Origin of the sequence: Flavobacterium hydrophilum (assembly GCF_003202405.1) — a bacterium.
GTDB classification, from domain to species: Bacteria; Bacteroidota; Bacteroidia; order Flavobacteriales; family Flavobacteriaceae; genus Flavobacterium; species Flavobacterium hydrophilum.
Genome location: NZ_QJHL01000001.1, coordinates 1,139,872 through 1,164,018 on the forward strand (window position 1 = coordinate 1,139,872; position 24,147 = coordinate 1,164,018).

16 protein-coding genes are annotated in these 24,147 nt (G+C 36.1%); 15 read left to right on the forward strand and 1 reads right to left on the reverse strand.

Translation table 11 applies throughout. The annotated features are described in order from the left end of the window. The first annotated feature begins 23 nt into the window (after positions 1-23). From DMB68_RS04475 to DMB68_RS04485, 3 genes are all read left to right on the forward strand, one after another. Positions 24-2,036, forward strand: a complete 2,013-nt coding sequence (locus tag DMB68_RS04475) for a DUF2264 domain-containing protein (protein ID WP_110345449.1) — start codon at positions 24-26, stop codon at positions 2,034-2,036. Between the two features lie 341 nt (positions 2,037-2,377). Then, positions 2,378-4,327: a glycoside hydrolase family 97 protein gene (locus DMB68_RS04480; protein ID WP_110345450.1), complete on the forward strand. Its 1,950-nt coding sequence runs from the start codon at positions 2,378-2,380 to the stop codon at positions 4,325-4,327. Between the two features lie 87 nt (positions 4,328-4,414). Further along, positions 4,415-5,437, forward strand: coding sequence for an LLM class flavin-dependent oxidoreductase (locus DMB68_RS04485; RefSeq protein ID WP_110345451.1), 1,023 nt, complete (start codon positions 4,415-4,417; stop codon positions 5,435-5,437). A gap of 143 nt (positions 5,438-5,580) precedes the next feature. On the opposite strand, the gene DMB68_RS04490 is transcribed toward DMB68_RS04485, so the two are convergent. Further along, positions 5,581-6,471: an AraC family transcriptional regulator gene (locus tag DMB68_RS04490; RefSeq protein WP_110345452.1), complete on the reverse strand. Its 891-nt coding sequence runs from the start codon at positions 6,469-6,471 to the stop codon at positions 5,581-5,583. 193 nt (positions 6,472-6,664) lie between these two features. Here DMB68_RS04490 and DMB68_RS04495 point away from each other — a divergent pair, with 193 nt between their 5' ends. From DMB68_RS04495 to DMB68_RS04550, 12 genes are all read left to right on the forward strand, one after another. After that, positions 6,665-8,407 carry a class I mannose-6-phosphate isomerase gene (locus tag DMB68_RS04495; protein WP_110345453.1) on the forward strand — a complete coding sequence of 581 codons (1,743 nt, stop codon included), beginning with the start codon at positions 6,665-6,667 and terminating at the stop codon, positions 8,405-8,407. Between the two features lie 81 nt (positions 8,408-8,488). Continuing rightward, positions 8,489-9,382: an ROK family protein gene (locus DMB68_RS04500; protein ID WP_110345454.1), complete on the forward strand. Its 894-nt coding sequence runs from the start codon at positions 8,489-8,491 to the stop codon at positions 9,380-9,382. Positions 9,383-9,518: 136 nt separating this feature from the next. Beyond that, positions 9,519-12,584, forward strand: coding sequence for a SusC/RagA family TonB-linked outer membrane protein (locus DMB68_RS04505; RefSeq protein ID WP_196783676.1), 3,066 nt, complete (start codon positions 9,519-9,521; stop codon positions 12,582-12,584). Positions 12,585-12,594: 10 nt separating this feature from the next. Beyond that, positions 12,595-14,184 carry a RagB/SusD family nutrient uptake outer membrane protein gene (locus tag DMB68_RS04510; RefSeq protein WP_110345455.1) on the forward strand — a complete coding sequence of 530 codons (1,590 nt, stop codon included), beginning with the start codon at positions 12,595-12,597 and terminating at the stop codon, positions 14,182-14,184. Positions 14,185-14,198: 14 nt separating this feature from the next. Next, entirely contained in the window at positions 14,199-15,386 is a 1,188-nt protein-coding gene (locus DMB68_RS04515) for a SusE domain-containing protein (protein WP_110345456.1), read from the forward strand. A gap of 53 nt (positions 15,387-15,439) precedes the next feature. Continuing rightward, positions 15,440-16,633, forward strand: coding sequence for a glycoside hydrolase family 76 protein (locus tag DMB68_RS04520; protein ID WP_110345457.1), 1,194 nt, complete (start codon positions 15,440-15,442; stop codon positions 16,631-16,633). Beyond that, complete coding sequence (locus DMB68_RS04525) at positions 16,630-17,802, forward strand: glycoside hydrolase family 76 protein (RefSeq protein WP_196783677.1); 1,173 nt, start codon at positions 16,630-16,632, stop codon at positions 17,800-17,802. The genes DMB68_RS04520 and DMB68_RS04525 overlap by 4 nt, the downstream gene beginning before the upstream one ends. An 11-nt stretch (positions 17,803-17,813) precedes the next feature. Further along, positions 17,814-20,165 carry a GH92 family glycosyl hydrolase gene (locus tag DMB68_RS04530; RefSeq protein ID WP_110345458.1) on the forward strand — a complete coding sequence of 784 codons (2,352 nt, stop codon included), beginning with the start codon at positions 17,814-17,816 and terminating at the stop codon, positions 20,163-20,165. A 42-nt stretch (positions 20,166-20,207) separates the two neighbouring features. After that, positions 20,208-21,377, forward strand: coding sequence for an MFS transporter (locus DMB68_RS04535; RefSeq protein WP_110345459.1), 1,170 nt, complete (start codon positions 20,208-20,210; stop codon positions 21,375-21,377). Between the two features lie 209 nt (positions 21,378-21,586). Next, positions 21,587-22,696 (forward strand): hypothetical protein, encoded by a 1,110-nt coding sequence (locus tag DMB68_RS04540; protein WP_110345460.1) that lies wholly within the window; start codon positions 21,587-21,589, stop codon positions 22,694-22,696. 239 nt (positions 22,697-22,935) lie between these two features. After that, a complete protein-coding gene (locus DMB68_RS04545; RefSeq protein ID WP_110345461.1) occupies positions 22,936-23,430 on the forward strand; it encodes a DUF2314 domain-containing protein in 495 nt (164 codons plus the stop codon). Between the two features lie 92 nt (positions 23,431-23,522). After that, entirely contained in the window at positions 23,523-24,101 is a 579-nt protein-coding gene (locus DMB68_RS04550) for a Crp/Fnr family transcriptional regulator (RefSeq protein ID WP_110345462.1), read from the forward strand. Positions 24,102-24,147: the final 46 nt, after the last annotated feature.

Genomic DNA, 24,147 nt, shown 5'->3' on the forward strand with positions numbered 1-24,147 from the left:
CAAGATTGCAAAATCCTTAAAAGATGAATAAATTTAAAATATTGTTTTTAGTGACTATTTGTAGTGTTTCTTTATTTGCACAGCATAAAGAAAATACGGCAAATATTTTTGAGATACAAAATCCAGATTATAAAATTAGTCCTTATACAGGAATGACAAAACAGCATTGGAAAGATGCGGGTCTTTATTTGTTGGAAGGAGCTTTTAGCTATATTCATAAACTGGATGATCCAATGCAATTTCCAAAGCAGGAGGGAAAAAGTTATCCATCAAATCCAAATCAGGTTCCAACAGAAAAACTCGAAGGGCTTTGCAGAACCTTATTTATTGCTTCGCCTTTGTTAAAGGAAAATCCGGATTTAATCATCAATAATATAAAAGTAGCAGATTATTATCGTTATCAGATAAGCAAATTAACAGATCCGAATAGCACGACTTATATTGAACACCGTGCTAAAAACGGAGGGCCAAGTCAAAAATTGGTTGAATTTGGCGCTTTAGCACTTTCTCTTCTGACTAATCCTGAAGTTTTATGGAAACCGCTTCCGCAAAATCAAAAAGACAATCTAGCTAAAATAATGCTTAGTTACGGTGACGGGCCAACGGTAGATTCCAACTGGAAATTTTTCAACATTTTTGTGCTGAGTTTTTTTAAAGAACAAGGCTATACTGTTAATGAAAAATTGTTGGTCGAATATTTAGAAAAATCACTAAAACATTACCGGGGTAATGGCTGGTACAATGATAGTCCGGCTTTTGATTATTACAGCATGTGGGCTTTTCAGATGTATGGAAATATTTGGGCAGAGTTTTTTGGGAAGAAACATTATCCTGAAATTGCGGCTAAGTTTGCATCAAATTTTAGTGATTTAAAATACAACTATCCTTTTTTGTTTAGCAGAGATGGCGAAATGATTATGTGGGGAAGGAGCATCAGTTACAGAACCGGCGCTGTAGTTCCTTTTCCACTGATGGGATTTCATAATGATCCCAACATCAATTATGGCTGGATGCGCAGAATTTCATCTGGCGTAATGAAACAATTTTTGACACATCCGGATTTTATTAAAGACAAGGTGCCAACACTCGGTTTTTATGGCGAATTTGAACCAGCCGTACAAAATTACAGCTGTCGCGGAAGTGTGTACTGGATGGGGAAAATCTTTTTAGGTTTACTGGTTCCGGATAATAATCCTTTTTGGAATGCCAAAGAAAACAATGGCGACTGGGATACAAAGTTTAAAAAAGATGAAGTTTACAATAAATATCAGGGAGATTCGCAAATCCTGATTACAGATTATCCTAATATTGGCGCTTCAGAAGTTAGGGCCTGGTGTAATGAAAAAGTAAAAAACGACTGGCAGAAGTTCAGATCGACAGAAAATTATAACAGGTTGTCTTATAACAGTGCTTTTCCATGGCAGGCTGATGGTGAAAAGGGAGAAGTAGCGATGAATTATGTCATTAAAAATAAAGACGATAAATGGGAAGCCTTCAGACTATTCACTTTCAAAAAGTTTGAAAACGATATTTATTACAGGGATGTAGTTTTGGAAACTGATGAAAATATCCGTTTTAATTTGGCTGATATTCCTTTACCAAACGGAATTTTAAGAGTAGATAAAAACAATAGCGATAAACCTGTTTCGATGCGTTTAGGGCATTATGCCTTACCAAAATTAGACAAGGAAATTGTTGTCACTAAAAAGAAATTAGTAGGATATGATGTTACCATAATCGATAACGGAAAATATCAGCTGGCTATGATTCCGCTTTTAGGATGGGAGAAAACAGAAGTGGTAAATGCAAAAGAACTACATCCGGAAAGTAGTGAAAGTGCTGTGATTAATTGCACAAGTGATTCCAAATCAACTCAGCCAAATGTGTATGCAACTTTAATGCTTTGGAAAAAATCAGGAGAAAAGTGGTCAAAAAAAGAGTTGGTCCCAGTAAAAACTCTTTCTCAGAATAATGATATAATTACGATTCAATTCCAAAACGGAACAAGAAAAATAGTTGATTTTAGTAAAAACTAGTTTAGGAGATTAGAAAATCTAATTGTTACAGATTATAGATGCTTTTAAAATAAAATAGTATTTACAAATATTTCATTTTAATAATTTTGAAAGTGAAATTATTAACTGTGATACATTTACATTCGATTTTTTTATTGGTTATACGGTTAAGGTATTCAAAATAAAAAAGTATTGGTTAACCAATTGGTTTGCCAATACTTTTTATCACTAACCTGCTAAGACATAAATCTTATATAATAATTGTTTAATAAAAAAGGCATTTTTATTTGTTTTTGCTAAATCGTTTTAGTATGTTTATTTAAGAAATTTGACTAATAACCTAAAACTAAAAAAAAAACATAATGAAATACTACCATTTTTTACTCCTAATGCTTTTTTCCGTAAGCACATTTGCGCAAAAAGAAGCATTGTCTTCTCCAGACGGAAATTTAAAACTTCAGATTAATCTAAAAGACAGTATTACCTATTCTGTTTTTTTAGGCAATGAGACAATTTTTGAGAACAATAGTTTGAGTTTAGTATTAAAAGACCGTGTTTTAGGAAAACAGCCTAAACTAAAAGGAAAAAAAACCGAACAGATTAATAGCAAAGATAAGCCGTTTGTTCCGCTAAAGTTCAGTACTGTAACCAATCATTGCAATGTTTTGACACTTAACTTTAAAGGGGATTATAGTTTGCAGTTCCGTGCTTATAACAATGGAATTGCTTACCGTTTTATTACCGGTTTAAAACAAGCTGATATCGAAATCTATGATGAAAAATTTATACTAAATACTCCTTCAAATTTTACAGCACACTTGCAACAGGTTGGCAATTTTAAAACTTCGTATGAAGATGCATATTCTAAATTGAAAACGCAGGACTTTAATGCGAATACTAAAATGGCAACACTTCCGGCATTGTTGAATACCGCACAGGATCATAAAATATTAATTTCTGAATCAGATCTTACGGATTATCCTGCAATGTTTTTAAAAGGAATTGCTCCAAATAAAATGAAAGGCGTTTTTCCGAAAGCGCCATTAACCTTTGAAGATGAAGGAGACAGGAGTGTGAAAATTACTTCTCAGGCAGACTATATTGCAAAAACATCCGGTAAAAGAAATTTTCCATGGCGCTATTTTGTAATTACCAAAGAAGATAAGGAACTCCTGGTAAACACGATGACTTATAATTTAGCAGAGTCTAATAAAATAAAAGATCCTTCGTGGATCAAACCAGGGCAGGTGAGCTGGGAATGGTGGAACGGTGCAGCGCCTTATCATGTTGATTTTGAGTCAGGTTATAATGAAGAAACTTATAAATATTTCATTGATTTTGCTTCTACATTTGGAATCCCGTATATCGTTATGGATGAAGGATGGGCAAAATCTACTACAGATCCTTTTACTCCAAATCCTGATATTGATCTTTTTAAACTGATTGAATACGGTAAAAAGAAGAATGTAAAAATTGTTCTTTGGCTTACCTGGCTTACGGTTGAGCATCATTTTGATTTGTTCAAAACTTTTAGCGACTGGGGAATCGCCGGAGTAAAAATCGATTTTATGGACCGCAGTGATCAATGGATGGTAAATTATTATGAGCGTGTTGTAAAAGAAGCTGCGAAGTACAAAATGTTCGTGGATTTTCATGGTTCTTTTAAACCTGCAGGCTTAGAATATGCCTATCCAAATCTTCTGTCTTATGAAGGAGTAAGAGGACTGGAACAAATGGGTGGCTGTACAGTAGATAACAGTTTATTTTTGCCATTTATCAGAAATGCTGTAGGACCTATGGATTTTACACCGGGAGCAATGATCAATATGCAGCCTGAAATATACCATAGCGACAGACCTAATTCTGCTGCTAAAGGGACCAGGGCATTTCAAATGGCACTCTATGTAGCTTTTGAAAGCGGATTGCAAATGCTTGCAGATAATCCTACCAATTACTATCAAAATAAAGAATGTACCGAGTTTATTACCAAAGTGCCAACAACCTGGGATGAAACGATAGCACTGGATGCTAAAGCCGGAGAATATCTTATTGTCGCAAAAAGAAAGGGTGATGAATGGTTTATTGGAGCTATTACTAATGGAAGTGAGCAAAAAAGAGAATTTAAAATCAATCTTGACTTTTTAGCTAAAAATGCAAACTATGATATGATCTCTTTTCAGGACGGAATTAACGCCGGAAGACAGGCAATGGACTATAAAAAACAAGAGAGACAAGTAAATCATGATCAGGTAATCATCTTTACAATGGTAAGAAATGGGGGCTGGGCTGCGAGAATTACACCTAAAAAATAGGATCTAATATTCATTAGAAAAAATCAGATATCGGAATACTAATTCATAAATTGTATATTTGGAATTATAAATAAAAAAAAGCTGTCAATGAAAAAAATAGGATTTTTATCATTTGGACATTGGGCCAATCATCCTTCCTATAAAGCCCGTACGGCAAGCGATACTCTTTTGCAGTCTATCGATTTAGCGGTTGCAGCAGAAGAAATCGGTTTAGATGGTGCTTATTTCCGGGTACATCATTTTGCACAGCAGCTGGCATCTCCTTTTCCCTTACTTTCCGCTATTGGTGCTAAAACAAGCAAAATAGAAATTGGGACAGGAGTAATTGACATGCGGTATGAAAATCCGCTGTATATGGTAGAAGACGCTGGAGCTGCGGACTTAATTTCGGAAGGACGTTTACAATTAGGAATCAGCAGGGGATCACCGGAACAAGTAATTGACGGATGGCGTTCTTTTGGTTATGAACCTATGGAAGGAGAAACAGATGCTGATATGGGACGCAAAAAAGCGCTGGATTTTCTGGATAAACTTGATGGCGTAGGATTTGCCGAACCAAACCCGTATCCCATGTTTCCAAATCCTCCAGGTTTGTTGCGTCTTGAACCACATTCTGAGGGATTACGGGATAGGATCTGGTGGGGAGCTGCGTCTAATGCTACTGCTATTTGGGCAGCTGAAAACGGAATGCACCTGCAAAGTTCTACCCTGAAATATGACGAAAATGGTAAACCTTTCCATATTCAACAAGCTGAACAAATCAGGTTGTACAAAGAAGCATGGAAAAAAGCCGGGCATCAGCGGGAAGCCAGGGTTTCTGTTAGCCGTTCCATTTTTGCATTAGTCAATGATCAGGACAAATACTACTTTGGCAATCAGGGTAAAGGATCTGATAGTTTTGGAAATATAGAAAGTGACAAGCGTGCTATTTTCGGAAAGAGTTATGCAGCAGAGCCGGATAAATTAATTGAAGAGCTGGCTCAGGATGAAGCTATTCAGGAAGCAGATACTCTTCTATTGACCATACCCAATACATTAGGCGTTGATTATAATGTACATATATTATCATCAATACTAAAATATATTGCTCCAGCACTTGATTGGCGTTAAATCTTCAAAAACAAAATACAACAAAGCCCCAAATTTAAAAATGGGGCTTTTTTATTTCTTGCGATAAAACTATTTCTTCTGTTATATATGGGTGAATAGTTTTTTGTTCTTTGATCAAATGGATTTTTTTAAAAGTAAATTTATCAAATGATTTTTTCCTGTTCCTTATATTTAGAAGGTGATATTCCCATGACTTTTCCAAAAATCCGGCTAAAGTACGCAGCATCCTTAAAACCAAGTTTTGGATAAATATCACTGATTTTCAGGTTGGACAATTCCAGATATTGACAAGCCTTTTCGATTTTTAGGTTGATGAAATATTTTATAGGCGACTGTTTAGTTTCTTCCTGAAACAACATAGAAAAATGGGATGGAGAATAATTAAAGTGCTTTGCAAATTGTTCTAAAGTTAAATTGTGTTCTACATTTTCGCGCATGTAAGAAATAACTTTTTGGCTAAACTGATTTTCGATTCCGGCATGGCTTCGAATTTGACGGAATTGTTGTTCATATTTAAAAGAGGCCAAAAAATGAAAAAGACAAAGTGAAGCATAATTGTAATGATTACTATGAAAACTCAACTCCAGATTTTCATATATTTCCTCAAACATATCTATTCTGTCCTGCAATCTGGAATTAGCATCAGGCAAAATTTCATTCGGGGCTATTGGCAATATTAAAAATGATGAAGCCAGTTTTCCTTTGAAATGAATCCAGTATATGGTCCATGGATTTGACCTGTCTGCTCCAAAACTATAAGGTGTATTTGGCGGAAGTATCAAAAAATGATTTTCTTTTATAGCGTAAGTGTTTTCTCCTACTTTGCACCATCCTTCTCCGGAAGTGCAGTATATCAATATATAATAATCCACACCGGAATCCTTCTTGATATAATGATATTTTACAGCAGGAAAGAACCCTATTTTAGTGATGTAAAGGCTCATTGTTAACTGGTTGTGTTCGCTGTTTGAGAAGACTTCCGTACTGATGGCAATGAGTCTTTGTCCTTTAAAACCTTGTTTTTGCTGTAGCATAAAATTAAAATTTAATTCGTAAGATAGTACAAGTAAATCGCAACAAAGTTACATTTTTTTAATTTGGTTGCAGTATACATTTGTAATTCATCAGACCAACAACTTCTGGAATCGATTATTCAAAGAAGTATTTTTTTGAAAAACTCTTAAGTTTTGGGCGATTGCATTTTTAGAATTAATTACCATTTTATATATGAGCACTTATAACAAAACACCTTTTTTTCCCATTGCCGGAAATGCCTGCTGCGGTTGGGAAAATATTATTGAAGAATTACGATTAAAAATTAAAAATTCTGATTCAGGCCGCTATGTTTTGGTGGTTGAATGTTATCAGGGAGTTCATCATGCGGAGTTGCTAAGTGCATTTGGGAATTTAAACCCTGAATTGTTTATTAATTCAGAAGAAGCATTTTATGCAAATGAAAAAATTCAGGAAATAACGTATCCTGATGTTACAGATGATCCAATTTTTGGCTTTATAACAAGGCTGGATTATATTGATTTATTAGAGAAAGCAAAAGTTGAAAAACTGCGTGAGAAAATAGAAAGTGCTACAGGACTGGTTGTCGTTTACGGTCATGCAGCAGCTGTAATATGTGAAGAATACGATTGTCTGGTCTATGCAGACATGGCACGTTGGGAAATTCAGCTTCGCCAGCGTAAACATGAAGTTAATAATATTGGTTTACAAAATGCTGATGAAGAACCTAATATTCAATATAAAAGAGGATTTTTTGTCGATTGGCGTATTTGTGACCGACTGAAACAACAGCTGTTTGAAAAAGCAGATTACTGGCTGGACACGAATAAAAAAAATGAGCCAAAAATGATCCAGGCCCAAACCCTTTTGGATGGATTGACAGCAATATCAAAAAGCCCGTTTAGGGTAGTTCCTTATTTTGATCCGGGACCCTGGGGTGGACAATGGATGAAAGAAGTAATAGGACTGGATAAATCAAAATCCAATTATGCATGGTCTTTTGATGGCGTGCCTGAAGAAAACAGTTTGTTGTTTGAGGTGGACGGGCAAATTTTTGAAATCCCGAGTATAAACCTGGTTTTTTATAAAACTACAGCATTACTGGGTGAACCGGTTGAATCAAGATTTGGAAAAGAATTCCCCATCCGATTTGATTTTCTTGACACGATGGATGGTGGAAATCTGAGTTTGCAAGTGCATCCAACGACTCAGTTTATAAGAGAAAAATTCGGTATGAATTATACTCAGGACGAAAGTTATTATATGATGGACGCCAAACCCGACGCTACAGTATTATTGGGTTTAAAGACAGGATGTGACAGCGAGGAAATGATAGCTGAATTAAAAAAAGCACAAGAAGAAGGAACTGTATTCGATGCTGAAAAATATGTGAACGTATTCCCTGCAAAAAAACACGATCATTTTTTGATTCCAAATGGAACGATCCACTGTTCAGGAATCAATTCAATGGTACTGGAAATAAGCGCAACACCATACATTTTTACTTTCAAGTTGTATGATTGGGGACGCATGGGACTGAATGGTAAACCAAGGGCAATTAATATTGCTCGTGGTGAAAAGGTGATAAATTGGGGTACGGATACTGCCTATTGTCTTGAAAATTTAGTAGATCAGGTTCAGGAGGTCGCTAACGGTGATGGATGGCGCGAAGAGAGAACAGGTCTCCATAAAACCCAATTTATAGAAACCCGCCGTCATTGGTTTACAAAGTCGGTTTTGCATCAAACCGGAGACAGCGTAAATGTTTTGAATCTGGTGGAAGGAGCAGAAGCCATAATCGAAAGTCCCACAAATAAATTCGAACCTTTTGTTGTCCACTATGCCGAAACATTCATTATTCCCGCAGCAGTTGGCGAATATACGATTCGTCCATATGGTGAGAGTGAAGGTAAACAGTGCGCTACACTAAAAGCGTATGTACGACACAAATCGTAAAACGTTCTCATAATTAAACCTAAGGTTTGACTTTAAATAGTATTCAAACCTTAGAGTTAAATCAATTAACATAAAATTAAAATGGAACATACATATAACATAGGAGTTGATGTAGGAGGCTCGCACGTATCCTGTGCTTTCGTCAATAAAACAACCGGAAAAATCGTAGAAAATAGTTTTGTTGAACGAAAAATAGATTCTAATGGCAGCGTTCAGGAATTTACGGAATCTATGCGCTTATTGTTTGGACAGCTGTTTTCAGTAGCAAACCAATATTCATTTGATGCTGTTGGAGTTGCCATGCCCGGACCTTTCGATTATGAAAATGGAATTTCGAAAATTCAGGGAGTTCAGAAATTTGATGCTTTGTATGATGTAAACCTTAAAGAAATATTCAAAGATGTTTTGAACGGATATGACGTTCCGGTATGTTTTGCCAATGATGCAAGTTGTTATGCATTAGGGGAATATTATGGAGGGGCTGCGCAAAACAGCAAACGTACAATTGTATTAACATTAGGAACAGGACTCGGAAGTACTTTTCTCATCAATGGCTCGCAATCGATTGAGGGGACAGGTGTGCCTCCGGACGGATATTTATATAATGTGCCATTTGGAAAAAGTATTGCCGACGATTATTTCTCAACCCGCTGGTTTGTAAATACGTTCAAAGAAAGATTTCGTCTCGATATTTCCGGAGCCAGGGAAACGGCTGCGTTAGCTCAAAAAGACGAATGGCAGGCATTGGCAGTTTTTGATGAATTTGCTGATAATCTGACGGAAATGATTTATCCATGGGTTACCAAATTCCAACCTGACACTTTTGTCATTGGAGGAAATATTGCAAAATGCCACCCTTTCTTCCTGAATAAACTGGAGGAAAAACTCGCAAAAAGAGAAGTACACAACCTAAAGATAAAAACATGTGAATTATGGGCAGATGCCCCTATTGTTGGCGCGGCAATGAGTATGTGAAATAGAAGACCGGAAAAAATCACGTCATTTTCCAAACAATTACTAACTAACTAAAACTATTAAAAACCACAAACTTTATGAAACAATCTCAAAAAACCTCAGACAGAAAATTACTAAAAACGCAATGCCAGAGCTTATGAAAAATATGAAATCAGGCAGCACAAAGTTTGGGATAGTTCTATCCCCAAAACTTAAATTCATCCTATTACTATTTCTGATAGCAAATGCAGCAGTTTTACATGCCCAAAATACTATTTCAGGTACTGTAAAAGATGGTAAAACAAACGAACTTTTAGTTGGCGCCAGTATAAGTGTCAAAGGGACTACCAAAACAGCCAACACAGATTTTGACGGAACTTTTACAATTGATGCACCTAATAATGCCATAATTGTTGTCTCGTATGTGGGGTACGAGAATAGTGAGAAAGCAATAAACGGAAATCAGCCACTTCATTTTTTACTAAAATCAGAAGATCAGGTACTAAAAGAAGTTGTAGTAATCGGCTACGGTGTTCAGAAAAAAGTGAACCTAACATCAGCAGTGAGTAATGTTGACTCTAAAGTGTTTCAGAACAAACCTGTAACAAGTGCATCACAGGCATTACAGGGAACGGTTCCGGGATTGGTAATTCAGCAGGGATCCAGCGAACCTGGGCAGGGAACAAACATAAATATTAGGGGAATTGGTACCTTTCAGTCAGGAACGTATCCGTTAATATTGATTGATGGACTAATTGGAAGTATTGACAATATCAACCCAAACGATATTGAAAGTGTATCGGTACTTAAAGATGCTTCATCGACTGCGGTGTATGGTTCCAGAGCTGCTAATGGTGTTATTCTGATTACAACTAAAATCGGAAAAAAAGGCAAAACAAGAGTCTCTTATGACTATTTATACGGTATGCAGGCACCAACAAATTTGCCGGAATACGCAAAAGCATGGGAGTATGCCGAACTTAGAAATGAAGCATTGATCAATTCGGGACTTTCTGCACAATTCACACCCGATCAGATTAATGAATTCAGAAAAATGGGTAAAGGAACTGTCTGGTTAGATAAAATTTACAGAGATACGGCTCCTCAATCTACTCATAATCTTGCCTTTGATGGTGGATCAGATAAAACGATGTATCATATTTCGGTTGGCCATTTAGATCAAAGAAGTTTATTTGAAGGTAATAGCGATTATGGACTGAAAAGAAATAATGCAAGGGTAACTATCAATTCAAAACTATCAGATAAATTCACTGTTATTGCTACGGCTGCTTATAATGGAACTACAACAAAGGAGCATGCTTATTGGACGGAATGGCTTATTGAACAGGCAACCAGAATACCTGTCATTTATCCCATAAAAGATCAAAATGATAATTATACATTAGTTAGCGGAAGTAACTCAAATCCTTTAGCCAGATTAAATGAAGGCGGAATGCGAACCTATCAAAATGATGCCCTTGCAGGAAGTATTAGTGGAGAATGGAGCATTGTTAAAGATTTAAAACTTAAAGGTTTCTTTGGAGGTAATTTATCAACTAATAATAGTCATGAATTTAGAAAATCGATAGACTATGCTCCGTACAAGGGAGGCGGTGACAACGAAAGCTCTGTTATGGATGCATTTGACAGAACACTACTCCTTAATTCTACGCTTACATTAAACTACAGCAAAAAAATAGGAGACAGCCATAGTTTTGCAGGATTACTGGGAATTTCTAATGAAACCAGTAAAAGAAGATGGTATCAGGCGAGAAAAATTGGAATCCCCGGAAACGAATTTGGCGTTATAGGAAACGGTCAGATTACAGATGAAAAAAACACCTTCGGAAGTGCAGAACAATGGGGAATTAATTCTTTCTTTTCAAGATTAAATTATTCTTATAAAGATAAATATCTTCTTGAGGCAAACGTCAGAATGGATGGATCTTCCCGTTTTGCTTCAGAGAATCGCTGGGGGACATTCCCATCATTTTCAGCGGGATGGCGTATTTCGAATGAAGGATTTATGCAGGGAATTCGCGAGCAGGTAAGTAATCTGAAAATTCGGGCATCATGGGGTCAGACCGGAAATCAGGACATCGGATTGTATAAATATTTACGTACTATAAATATTGCTACACAAGCATATTCTTTCCGTGATAATTTAGCAAACGGTGCTTATTTTAGTGAATCAAATCCTGATATTACCTGGGAAACAAGTGAAATGATTGATTTTGGTATTGAAGCAGGTTTCTTCAATAATAAATTATCAGTAACACTTGATTTTTATAGTAAAGACACCAAAAATATTCTGGTTAGCAATCTTCCTGTACCTGGTACCTACGGAAGTGGTGCTCCTACGCAAAATGTGGGGGCATTAAACAACAAAGGCTGGGAATTTTCAGCTAATTATGCTTTTACAACAGGTAAGGTGAACCATTCATTGACGGGAAATTTATCTGATAACGTAAATGAAGTAACAGATGACGGGGGAAGAACTTTAATTTCAGGTTCTGATGTAGTTACAATTTTAAAAGAAGGATTTCCAATCAATTCTTATTATGCATTAAAAAGTGACGGTTATTTTCAAAATGCGCAGGAAGTGGCAAATGGTCCAAAACAAACCTTTAATGCGGCTGGTGCTAAACCGGGAGACATTCGTTACGTGGACAGGAATGGCGATGGCGAAATCAATGAATCAACAGATCGTTTTATTCTTGGAAACCCATTTCCGAGATACACTTACGGTCTGACCTATGCTATGGACTGGAACGGAATAGATTTCAGTGTTTTTTTACAGGGTGTTGGAAAACGCAGCATGTGGATTCGTGGAGAGGCTGTTGAAGCATTCCATAACAATAACGAAGGACCTGTCAGAGATTACCATATTGACAGATGGACACCTGCCAATCCGGATGCTTCATATCCCCGTTTAACAGTAGGTTCAGAATCTGCTAATAATGCTGCCAAATCTGATTTTTGGATACAGGACGCTTCTTACTTACGTTTAAAAAACATTCAATTAGGATATACGATACCTGAAAGGTTTACAAAGCAAATTGGTGTTTCCAGATTTAGAGCCTATGTAACGGGACAAAATTTGGTTACACTGACGAAACTAAAATCAGGATATGATCCGGAAATTAATTCCGGGGCTGCCTTGAGCGGACGTGTTTATCCGGTGACAAAAGTAGTCGCTGTAGGTCTTAACGTTAATTTTTAATCCATCAGACATGAAAATAAAATATATAATAGCAGTAATTATAATGACCGCTTTCTGGGGATGTGAGAGTCTTGATACCCCACTAGTTGATAAAGAGTCAGATTTGTCTTTTTGGGATAAACCGGAAGATGCACTTTATGCACTAAACAGTTGCTATCCGGATCTTTATGGTGCGGAGCAGTTTATTTTTAATGAATCACTTTCTGATAACTCTTATACAAAAAGCAACAATGGATCGCTCGTACGCGATGTTGCCAACGGAAGTTACAGCACTTCTGCCTCGTTAATGCGTGATGTGTGGATTGCAAGATATGCAGGAATTAAGCGATGCAATATCTTATTGGATAATATTGCAAAAGTTCCGGGACTCAATGCTGAACTAAGAAACCGATATATTGCTGAGGCAAGGGCGATACGTGCCTTTCATTACTTTATTCTGATCAATAACTTTGGAGATGTTCCCTTGGTTACAAGAGAAATAAGCATCGATGAGGCAAGTACTATTCCCAGAACAGCAAAAGCACAAGTACTGCAGTTTATCTTAGATGAATTGGATTTTGCTAAAATACTTCCAAATTCATATTCAGATCCTGATAAAGGACGTTTTACAAAAGGTGCTGCAATGGCATTAAAAGCAAGAGTATTGCTTTGTGAAAGTCGTTGGCAGGAAGTGGCCGATATTTGTGATGCCATTATCAACAAAAAAGAAGCCGGGAACCTGGATTTGTTTAACGGAAGCTATTCCGACTTATTCAAGCCTGCAAACAAAGGTAATATCGAAGTTCTTCTGAATGTTGAATTTATGCCCGTAAACAGAGAGCATGGAAATCAGTATTTCCTGATTCCGCCATCTTTAGGAGGATATGCAGCAATTTCTCCTTCACAGGAATTAGCAGACAATTATCTGCTTTTAAATGGTAAGACAATAGCGGATCCGGCATACAATGAATCCGATCCATATTCTAACAGAGACCCGCGTCTGGATGCGACAATTATTCGACATGGCTCAAAAATTGAAAATCAAAGTGGCGGTTTAGCGACAATAAACACCTATTTAGGAACAGGTGACGATGCAATAAATGCATCTTCAAATTGTACGCCTACCGGATATTATGTTTCGAAATTTTACGATAAAACAGCCCGAAACCTTACAAATTCAGGTTCAAATCTTATCCTGATTCGTTATGCCGACGTATTACTGATGTATGCCGAAGCGAAATCTGAATTAAATACTTTTGGTCAGACCGAATGGGATTTGACCATTAAAAAATTGCGTACAAGAGCCGGATTTACAAACGCAAATGCATTAAACTACCCTGGAGTTACAGGAACACTGATGCAGGAAATCATTCGTCGTGAACGTCGTTCTGAATTAGCGATGGAAGGCTTAAGATTAATGGATTTAAGACGCTGGAAAACGGCTGAAATTGTTCTGAATGGCTGGCTGCACGGTATTAAAACCAATCAGGACCCGGCTGTCGATAATGGTTACATACGCGTCGATAACAGGGTTTTTGACAAAACAAAACATTATCTGTGGCCTGTACCGCAATCGGAGAGAGATTTGAATAACAGTTTAACCCAAAATCCTAATTGGTAAATATCTAAAACATTATGAAAAAGAAAATTACCGGGCTTATGAGCCTTATAGCGATCTTACTAATACTGGCTGGCTGCAGCGAAAGTTACGAATTGCAAACCGGTTTTGACGCTCCGCAAGCTTTGGTGTCGCCAGCTCAAAATCAACTGATAGCAATAGATCTGGAAAATGGAACCACAACCAAATTTGAATGGGAAAAATCTATATCTCATCATGGAGGAGTAGTACTGTACGAAGTTGTTTTTGATAAAGAAAACGGGGATTTCACAAATCAGATATTTAAAACGGTTTCAAACGGAGGAGGAGGAGATGCCTGGCTCTCACTCACACCAAAACAATTAATTGCGTTGGCTAAACTTGCCAATATTGGAGTAGATTCTGAAGGTGTTGTTAAATGGAAAGTAATCGCTTCTCAGGGAGGTGAGCGAAAAGAGGTAGAAGAGGTACGTACCTTGAAACTTAAGCGCCCTGCAGGAATAGGTGAAATTCCAGCCGAATTGTTTGCTTACGGCTCTGGATTTGAAGTTAAAACTATCGAAACTGCAATGAAATTCAAAAAAATAGAAGATGGTGTTTTTGAAATTTTTGCATCCGTATCCAATGGAGAAATAAAATTTTGTAATGCTGCCACCGGAAATAAAGTGTTTTATATTCTTGGAAGCAATAACAAATTGGTTGAAGCTGATAATGAGTCGGGAATAGCAATGACTGGTACTGGAAATGCTTACAGAATTGTGGTTGACTTTAATTTGCTTACAGTTAAAACAACCGAAATAAAAGCAATTCAGATGATCAGAACCTGGCAGTATAATCTTGGAAACCTGACTTATATTGGAAACCATAAATTTGAAGTTAAAAACATCGCTTTGCCTTACTACCATGATTGGGGATATCCGGAAGAACGCTATCGTTTTTGGGTAACTACAAATCAAGGCCAGGAAATCTGGGGTAGTTATCATAATGATCAGATGAACGCATCCAATATTCCGGGATTAGTAGCTTTTAATGTTCAGCCTGACGGATCACAACCTGCTACGTATTATAACATCTATAATTTAGCAGATATCCCAAGTCCGGGACAAAATGGAGACTGGACAGGTATGTACAAACTGCCTAAAGGTTCTGAGAACAAGCATGCCAATGTTATCATAGACATGTCAACTACCGGAGCTTATAAACATTTCGTCACTATCATTGATTAATAAAATACAGACAGGCTGTTGTAAAAGCAGCCTGTTTTAAAACATATTCTACTATGAAAAACACCCAAAAATTAAGCATATTATTCTTTAGCTTTTTGCTTTTTTCCTGCACAGAGAATACAGATACTGCGATGACGCATCCGGATCCAACTGAACCGGGAGTTACGATTACCTATAGAGAAAAAGCGAAACAGGTTTTTGATTTAGTCCAGCAAAATTATAAAATCAACAGCACAGGGCTGTATTTGGAAAATTTTCCAAAGCAGGCTGGCGACAGGGAAGCGTCTTATCTATGGTCGCTTGATGGTCTGTTATCTGGTGTAAATCAATTAAAAGCCATTGGATACAAAGACCAGAAACTAAACGACGCTTTTCTTGCAGCTGAAAAATACTATGACACGCAACGATCACCTGCTGCCTATGCTGCCTATCCTGTTCAGTATGGATTAGAAGACCGCTTTTATGATGATAATGCGATTCTGGCTCTCGACTTACTTGAGGATTACCACCTTACAAAAAATCCAGCTACTCTGGAACGTGTGAAGAAAATTGCAGAGTTCAGTTTAACAGGTGAAAACAATGTCGCCGGGGGTGGAATGTACTGGGTGGAGCAATATCGCAACAAACCCGAAAGTGACATGTGCAACAAAGCAGTCTGTGCCAGTGCTTTTACGACAACGTATTTGCTGAAATTATATCAAATTACAAAAAACGAAGACTACCTGAAATTCGCAAAAAGGATTTATCAGTGGTTAACTACCAACATGAAAGATCCTGTTGATAATCTATTTTGGAATGACATTAGAATAAGGGATAATTTTGTGAACAAAACCAAGTGGACTTATAACTCGGGAGCCATGATCAGTAACAATGTTCTGCTTTATGAAATTACGAATGATGAAGCCTATCTAAATGAAGCAAAAACAATCGCGGCTTCTACTTTTACTGTTTTTACACATACTACAGATAATCAGTTATTTTTTCCGGACCACGATTCCTGGTTCAACGTATGCCTTTTCAGAGGATATTTAGATCTTCTTAAACATGCTCCAATGGCGCAGACTTACGTAAATACCTTCATAAAAAATGCTGACTATGCCTGGACAAAAGCAAGAAATAGCTACGGCCTGTTTTATGAAGACTGGTCAGGGGTTAAACCCGGAAGAGATAAATGGTTGTTACAGCAGGCAGGTCTTATTGAAATGTATGGTCGTATCGCATTATTAAAAGGAGAAAAAGAGTTATGAAAAAAATGATTGCTGCTTTTATAATTTGTTTTTTATTTTCTAATCAGATTAACAGTCAAAACAACGCAGATGATACTTATAAAAATAGGGCGGAATCCTTTTATGATTTGGTCTATAGCCTGTATTATCTTCCAAACTATAATCTGTTTTCAGAATATTATCCAAATACGAATCAGCCGAATATTAATTATTTTAATGATGGTGAAAAAAACGCTAAGGAAGTTTCGTTTCTATGGCCCTTTAGCGGAATGACATCTGCCATCAATGTTCTTTATAAAATTGACAAAAACAAATATAGTGCTCCATTGAAAAACCTGATAGAAGCACAAAAACAATATCGGGATACCGTTCGTAAACCTGCTGGTTATCAGGCCTACCCAACCCGTCTGGAAAAATCAGACCGTTATTATGATGATAACGGTCTGGTGGGCATTGATTATATTGAAGCGTATTCCAATACAAAACAAGCGCACTATCTAAAAGATGCTAAAGAGGTTTTCGAATTCATAATCAGCGGATGGAATACAGACCTTGAAGGCGGAGTGACCTGGCTCGAAGGAGTTCGTGATATGAAACCGGCCTGTTCTAATGGCAAAGCAGCTGTTTTGGCTTTAAAGATTTATGAACAGACAAAAGATAAATACTATTTGGATTGGGGCCTGAAATTTTACAACTGGATGTATACCCATTTACGAAGCAGCGAAAATATTTACTGGAACGACATGAAAACAGCTGATCGTTCTGTTTTAAAAACAGCCTGGACATACAATACGGGTACAATGTTACAATCTGCGGTAAGTTTATATAAAATTACAGGAAAAAAAGAATACCTTAACGAAGCACAATTACTGGCAGAAGGATCCTATTTATTCTTTGGAAAAAAACAAACTGACGGAAGAATTTCAATTTTGGATGACCCTTGGTTTACCCTTGTTTTATTCCGTGGTTATCAGGATTTATACGAAGTAGATAAAAAACCAAAGTACATTGATACCATTATCGGCAACATTAATTATGCGTGGATGCATGCCCGGGATGACAAAGGGCTTCTTTTTAAGGACTGGAACGCCGGATCAGATGAATCTAAAACGCCAAAATGGTTGTTAAATGAGGCTTGTATTGTGGAATTATACGCCAGAATTGCAATTTTAAAAAATAAATCGCGCTAAATTATATTACTATGAAAAAGATTTTAAGCCTATTATTTGTGGCCATTAGCTGTGTATCGCATACTGCTTACAGTCAAAAAGATAAAAAGAGGTTGTCTGATTACGTTAACCCAAACATCGGAACAGCACACAGCCGTTGGTTTTTTTATACTCCCGGTGCGATGCCGTTTGGTCTTGCAAAACTGGGACCTTCAACCAATGCACATATAGGCAACGTACAAGGCTGGGAAGCCACAGGTTATGATGACAGAGATACTTCTATTGAAGGTTTTGCCTGTTTACATGAATTTCAGGTAGGCGGAATCGTCCTGGCGCCTTCGGTTGGAAAATTACAAACAATACCGGGAAGCCTTGATAAACCTGACGAAGGCTACAGATCGAGATTTGATCGAAAAGATGAATATGCGACAGCCGGATATTATTCGGTTTTGCTTAAAGATTATAATGTTAAAGCAGAATTGACAGCGACAAAAAGAGTAGGTTTTCAGCGATATACCTTTCCGAAATCATCTCAGTCCAACATCATTTTTGACATTGGAAACAGACAGGGCGAAAGCGGAGCTGTAAAGGAATCAAAAGTGACTATTACCGAAGATGGAAGAATCGAAGGGTATGTGATTACCACACCTGAATACGTGAAAAAATATCAGGCAGGAGCTGATGTGGCGATGTATTTTTCTGCAGTATTAGACAAAAAACCAGCTAGTTTCGGAACATTCAACAAAAAAGAAACTCTGGCAAATGCTAAAGAAATAAGTGGAGAAGGAGCAGGAGTTTATCTGACTTTCGATACAAAAGAAAATGAAATGATCACCGTAAAAATTGGTCTTTCGTACACTTCAGTTGCCAATGCCAGACTTAATCTTGAAACCGAAGCCAAAAAACTCAATTTCGATTCAGCAAAAAAAGAAAGCCAAAAAGTGTGGAATGATTATTTGGGAAGAATTACAGTTGAAGGCAAGAACGAAACGGATAAAATTAAATTCTACACAGGCTTATACCATGCTGTATTAGGCCGCGGATTGGGCAGTGATGTAAACGGAGCGTATCCGATGAATAACGGAAAAGTAGGTCAGATTCCGCTTGACGCGAAAGGAAAACCGCAGCACAACTATTATAATACCGATGCTATCTGGGGAGGTTTCTGGAACTTAACTCAATTGTGGGCACTGGCATATCCTGAATATTATGCAGACTGGGTTCAGGGGCAAATATTGGTTTACAAAGACGCAGGATGGTTAGGAGACGGAATTGCAAACAGCAAATATGTTTCGGGAGTAGGTACAAATTTTACAGGTCTTGCTATTGCCTCGGCTTATAACTCCGGTATCCGTAATTTTGATGTAGAAAAAGGATATGAAGCAGCTCTGAAAAATGAATTAGAATGGAGAGACAGAATTGAAGGCGCAGGAAAAATGGATGTAAAACAGTTTGTAGAATTGGGTTATTCACCATTTGTAGATAATATGGATTACAATACCAATACAAATGGTTCCGGATTTTCAGCTTCGCATACGCTGGAATATTCCTATAGTGCCTATGCAGTAGCGCAATTTGCAAAAGCATTAGGTAAAACAAGCGATTACGAAAAACTCATCAAATTAGCTGACGGATGGAAATTGCTTTATGATAAAGAAACAGCTTTTATCAGACCGAAATATGCGAATGGAGAATTTATAAAAAACTTCAATCCATCAGAACCATGGAGAGGTTTTCAGGAAGGCAATGCGTGGCAATACACGTTTTATGTTCCTCACAATGTTCCTGAATTAGTAGCAACTTTAGGGAAAGATACTTTTAATAACCGTCTGGATGACATCTTTACAAAATCGCAACAGAATGTTTTTGGCGGAGGAAAAACTATAGATGCTTTTGCAGGATTATCAGGATTCTATAATCACGGAAATCAGCCTAATTTACATATTTCATGGTTGTTTAATTTTTCTGGCAAACCGTATCTGACACAAAAATGGGTACACGCAATTTGCGACGAATTTTACGGAACCGAAGGAATTCATGGTTACGGTTACGGTCAGGACGAAGATCAGGGACAATTAGGTGCCTGGTACGTTATGGCATCCATTGGATTGTTTGATGTAAAGGGATTGACTGATATTAATCCGTCATTTCAAATCAGCAGTCCGTTATTTGATAAAATTACAATCAAAAAGTTAGGAAAAGATCGTAATAAATCTTTTGTTATTGATGTGAAAAATAATTCCAAAACCAATATTTATCTGCAGGATGCAAAACTGAATGATAGCAGTTTAAATCAGTTGTCTATTGACTTAGATGTTATCAAAAAAGGAGGCAGTTTAAAAATGACCGTAGATGCTGCTGCCAGCGAAAAATGGTCTAACTAAATTTATTTCCTCAATTAAATAATAACGAACCAAAATAGTTATATGAAAAAAAATCAATTACAAAATGTGTTTCCGGTACTTTTCGGATTCTTTATTATGGGGTTTTGTGATGTTGTTGGAATTACTGCAACACATGTAAAAGCAGATTTTGGACTAAGCGATACCATGTCCAATATGATTCCGGTTGCATTATTTTCGATGTTTTTACTGTTTTCAGTCCCAACAGGAATTTTAATGAATAAAATTGGACGCAAACGTACCGTACTAATAAGCAACATCATCACTATTGTTGCTATGTTTTTACCTTTGATAGGCTACACTTTTGCCCTGTGTATAGTTTCATTTGCCCTCCTGGGAATTGCCAATACGATGTTGCAGGTTTCAATAAATCCGTTGTTATCAAACATTGTACAAGGAGATAAACTGTCTTCAACCATTACGGCAGGACAGTTTGTAAAAGCAATTTCATCCTTTTGTGGTCCTTTTATTGCTGCCTATACAGCCTCAGAGCTAGGTAACTGGCAATATATTTTTCCTATCTACGCGGTGATAACTTTAATTTCAACTATCTGGCTTACAGCTACTCCAATTCAGGAAGAACAAATTGTAGCTGATGATAAAGGATCATTTATAAATGTATTTAGTCTTCTGAAGGATAAAACTATTTTACAGCTGTTTTTCGGAATTGTATTTTTGGTGGGAATAGACGTGGGAGTGAACACAGCAGCACCTAAAATACTGATGGAGCGATGTGGATTAGATTCAATTAGTGCCGGTTATGGTACCAGTATGTATTTTGCTTTCCGTACTACCGGCTCATTTATAGGGGTTTGGTTATTAAGCAGGTTTTCTTCAAAGGCTTTCTTTAAAATCACGGCCGTTATCACTGTTCTGGCGTTGCTGGCCTTGATTTTTATTGCGAATGAAGCTGCCATTTTTGCTCTTTATGGCCTGATTGGTTTATCCATTGCAAATGTTTTTTCAATCTTGTTTTCAATTGCATTGCAGTCAAAACCGGAAAAAGCAAACGAAATTTCGGGATTGATGGTTACCGGGGTTTTTGGAGGTGCCGTAGTTCCTTTTGTCATGGGACTTGCTACTGATACATTTGGATCTCAAATTGGTTCAGTGGTTATTATTTTAGTTTGTGCTTTTTATTTGCTGTATTGCTCGTTTGCAGTAAGGGCTGAAAGTGGGACTGAGGAAAATTAGATATTTGAGATATGGATTAATTTAATCTTAGTATTTAATATACTGCTATATTATTTGTAGTCTTTTTTTGGTTACTTTTGAAAATAATATAAAACGAAACAAACATTCGTATCTGCATCCAAAATGGGATGGATTTGTGAATGTTTGTTTTCGTGTATAAATAAGTTAAGGGCATAACTAAAAAAACTTCAAGAACTAAAATCCATCAAATGAAAAAAATCGTATTTCTTTTCCTATTACTTCCAATTTTTAGCTTTTCAGATAATACAATCGATTCTTTAAGAATTGTCAAGAATGAAATAGAAATTAAAAATTTACAAAAGAGTAGTAATGAACTTCAACAAAAATACGACTATCAAGTCAAAATAAATGAACAAACTCTAAATAGTATTTCAAGTCAGATTGGTGCAACATCATATAATCTATCAATATTTGCGTTTCTCTTTGGTTTGTTAGCCATTTTACTTGGAGTTTATGTTACTTGGGTTGAGCGTAAAATAATTAGCCTCAAAGATGAAAATGAAAAACTTTTAAAAGAAACTAAAAGAACAAAAGGAGAAGTTGTTGCGATTAATGATTTAATTCAAAAAGATATTTACGGATTATTTTTAAAAATCAAGCGAGAAGAAACATTACATATATTAGATAGATTATTAAAAATACCACAAGACATAACTAACGTTTGTGAAAGTTTATTATCCCGAGAATTATTGCCTGATGATTTTATAAAATTGAAAAATGCATTTTTAGCTTTGCCAGAAAATGATGAATATGGTGATGAGTATAAGCATTCATACAAATCATTGTTTTTTCAACATTTTTTTGACATGACTTTGTTAGATATCAATTTAAGAAAGCATATGGAAAAATTTATTCCTATAGCAATTAGTCAGTCATTTGAAAATGATATAATATTTTCATCAAAGAATTTTATAGCATTATTAAACAAAAAAGGAATTAACGAATTTTCTAAAGAAATAAATGAATTTTTCAAAGGTTTAAGTAAATATCAATTTAGTAAGTTTACACCTGTATACGATTTATTTTGTGAAAATTTAAAAGATAAAAATTTAATTTTCGAATTATTTAACGAAATTAAATCTATACCAGAAAATAGAATCGCAAAAATAGAATATGGTAATTCAATATTAAATAAATTTAAACAAAGTGATTTTACTGATGACGAGAAACCTATATTAGAAGAATTGCAACAACTAAAAATATCCCAATTAAAAGAAGAGGAAGAGAAAATTAAAAAGAAAAAAGACGAACAGGAAAAAAAGCAGCAGAAAGAAAAAGCAGCAGAAAGAAAAAAATAGATTAAAGATAAATAGAAAAATAAGTAAAATAAAAAACAACCAGATTGCGAGGATTTGTAATCCCATTCTGTTGCTGGTTTGCAACGATTAGTTTCATAAATTAAAAACGATAAAAGGCGTTTGTATTGCGGCTTTAGAAACAGATTTTTTTAAGTTTTTAGATAATCTATTTCAAAAGGCGAGATTGTCTGCAACAGTACAAAGCTTTTGAACATTATATAACATTTCAAAAAATCCAAATGACAAGAACATTTATCTTATCAATTCTACTATTATTCGTTTATGGTTGTAATAAATCTAAAAGTATTAAAAGGGAAAACGAACCTCTTATATTGAATGTAGAAAGTGCAGATATAACAATGAATAAGGCTATTGAGGAAGCAAATCAAACATTGCCAGAGTTTTATAAAGCACTTGAAAGCCAAAACAAAGATTATTACGGTTTCGGTTTAAAAATGATCTTTAAAGCCCCTGATCGAAACGAACACATTTGGATTAATGGCCTTTTCAAAAAAAACAATGAATATTTTGGTGTAGTTGATAATCTTCCTGAGTTTACGAATGAGGTAAAACAAGGTGACACTATTAAAGTTGATTCAAATAGAATTAGTGATTGGATGTATCTGGATAATGGAAAATTACGAGGTGGTTTTACTATTAGAATTCTGAGGGAACAAATGACTGTGGAAGAAAGACAAGAATTTGATAAAACAAGTGGTATGATTATAAAATGAGAAATATTGCATAGCAACTTTTATTTGAGACTGGCGTTATTGTTAATTTCAAAATTTGCGCATCATTTGCTATTTACATAATTTTACATTCTATGTATGAAATATTCCAAAAATACCTTGAAGAAAAAGCTGAATTCAGTCAGGCCGAATCTGAACGTATACAATCATTCGCTATTATTAAAAAACTTCGAAAAAGACAATATCTGCTTCAGGAAGGAGATGTTTGGAAGTATGATGCTTTTATTACTCAAGGCTGTGTAAGGACTTACACTGTTGATGAAAAAGGAAGTGAACATGTAAACAGTTTCAGTATTGAAAACTGGTGGACAGGGGATCGCGAAAGTCTTATGATGCAGCAGCCGTCCCGTTTTAATATTGATGCCATTGAAGATACAGAACTTGTACTTTTTACCCATGAAAATTTCGAATCGCTGTGTAGAGAAATAGCTGCGTTTAATAATATGGTAAATATCATTTTGCAAAGAAGTTTCATATCAGCCCAAAACAGAATTCAGGCCTCGCTGACTTTAACAGCAGAAGAAAAGTATTTAAACTTTATAAATAAATATCCGGGTTTTGCTTCAAGAATTCCACAAACTATGATTGCTTCCTATCTGGGCATGACTCCGGAAACCTTAAGTCGCATTCGCAAACAAACAGCAAAAAAATAAATCAAATCAGGAGCTTTTAAAGCTCCTTTTTTTATGCCCGTTTAAA

What these genes read in the sequence shown, in the direction of transcription:
- DMB68_RS04495 (WP_110345453.1), top strand. Translation starts at nt 6,665, where the DNA reads ATGAGCACTTATAACAAAACACCTTTTTTTCCCATTGCCGGAAATGCC.
- DMB68_RS04540 (WP_110345460.1), top strand. Translation starts at nt 21,587, where the DNA reads ATGAAAAAAATCGTATTTCTTTTCCTATTACTTCCAATTTTTAGCTTT.
- DMB68_RS04550 (WP_110345462.1), top strand. Translation starts at nt 23,523, where the DNA reads ATGTATGAAATATTCCAAAAATACCTTGAAGAAAAAGCTGAATTCAGT.
- DMB68_RS04475 (WP_110345449.1), top strand. Translation starts at nt 24, where the DNA reads ATGAATAAATTTAAAATATTGTTTTTAGTGACTATTTGTAGTGTTTCT.
- DMB68_RS04490 (WP_110345452.1), bottom strand. Translation starts at nt 6,471, where the DNA reads ATGCTACAGCAAAAACAAGGTTTTAAAGGACAAAGACTCATTGCCATC.
- DMB68_RS04480 (WP_110345450.1), top strand. Translation starts at nt 2,378, where the DNA reads ATGAAATACTACCATTTTTTACTCCTAATGCTTTTTTCCGTAAGCACA.
- DMB68_RS04525 (WP_196783677.1), top strand. Translation starts at nt 16,630, where the DNA reads ATGAAAAAAATGATTGCTGCTTTTATAATTTGTTTTTTATTTTCTAAT.
- DMB68_RS04530 (WP_110345458.1), top strand. Translation starts at nt 17,814, where the DNA reads ATGAAAAAGATTTTAAGCCTATTATTTGTGGCCATTAGCTGTGTATCG.
- DMB68_RS04520 (WP_110345457.1), top strand. Translation starts at nt 15,440, where the DNA reads ATGAAAAACACCCAAAAATTAAGCATATTATTCTTTAGCTTTTTGCTT.
- DMB68_RS04505 (WP_196783676.1), top strand. Translation starts at nt 9,519, where the DNA reads ATGAAAAATATGAAATCAGGCAGCACAAAGTTTGGGATAGTTCTATCC.
- DMB68_RS04485 (WP_110345451.1), top strand. Translation starts at nt 4,415, where the DNA reads ATGAAAAAAATAGGATTTTTATCATTTGGACATTGGGCCAATCATCCT.
- DMB68_RS04500 (WP_110345454.1), top strand. Translation starts at nt 8,489, where the DNA reads ATGGAACATACATATAACATAGGAGTTGATGTAGGAGGCTCGCACGTA.
- DMB68_RS04535 (WP_110345459.1), top strand. Translation starts at nt 20,208, where the DNA reads ATGAAAAAAAATCAATTACAAAATGTGTTTCCGGTACTTTTCGGATTC.
- DMB68_RS04515 (WP_110345456.1), top strand. Translation starts at nt 14,199, where the DNA reads ATGAAAAAGAAAATTACCGGGCTTATGAGCCTTATAGCGATCTTACTA.
- DMB68_RS04510 (WP_110345455.1), top strand. Translation starts at nt 12,595, where the DNA reads ATGAAAATAAAATATATAATAGCAGTAATTATAATGACCGCTTTCTGG.
- DMB68_RS04545 (WP_110345461.1), top strand. Translation starts at nt 22,936, where the DNA reads ATGACAAGAACATTTATCTTATCAATTCTACTATTATTCGTTTATGGT.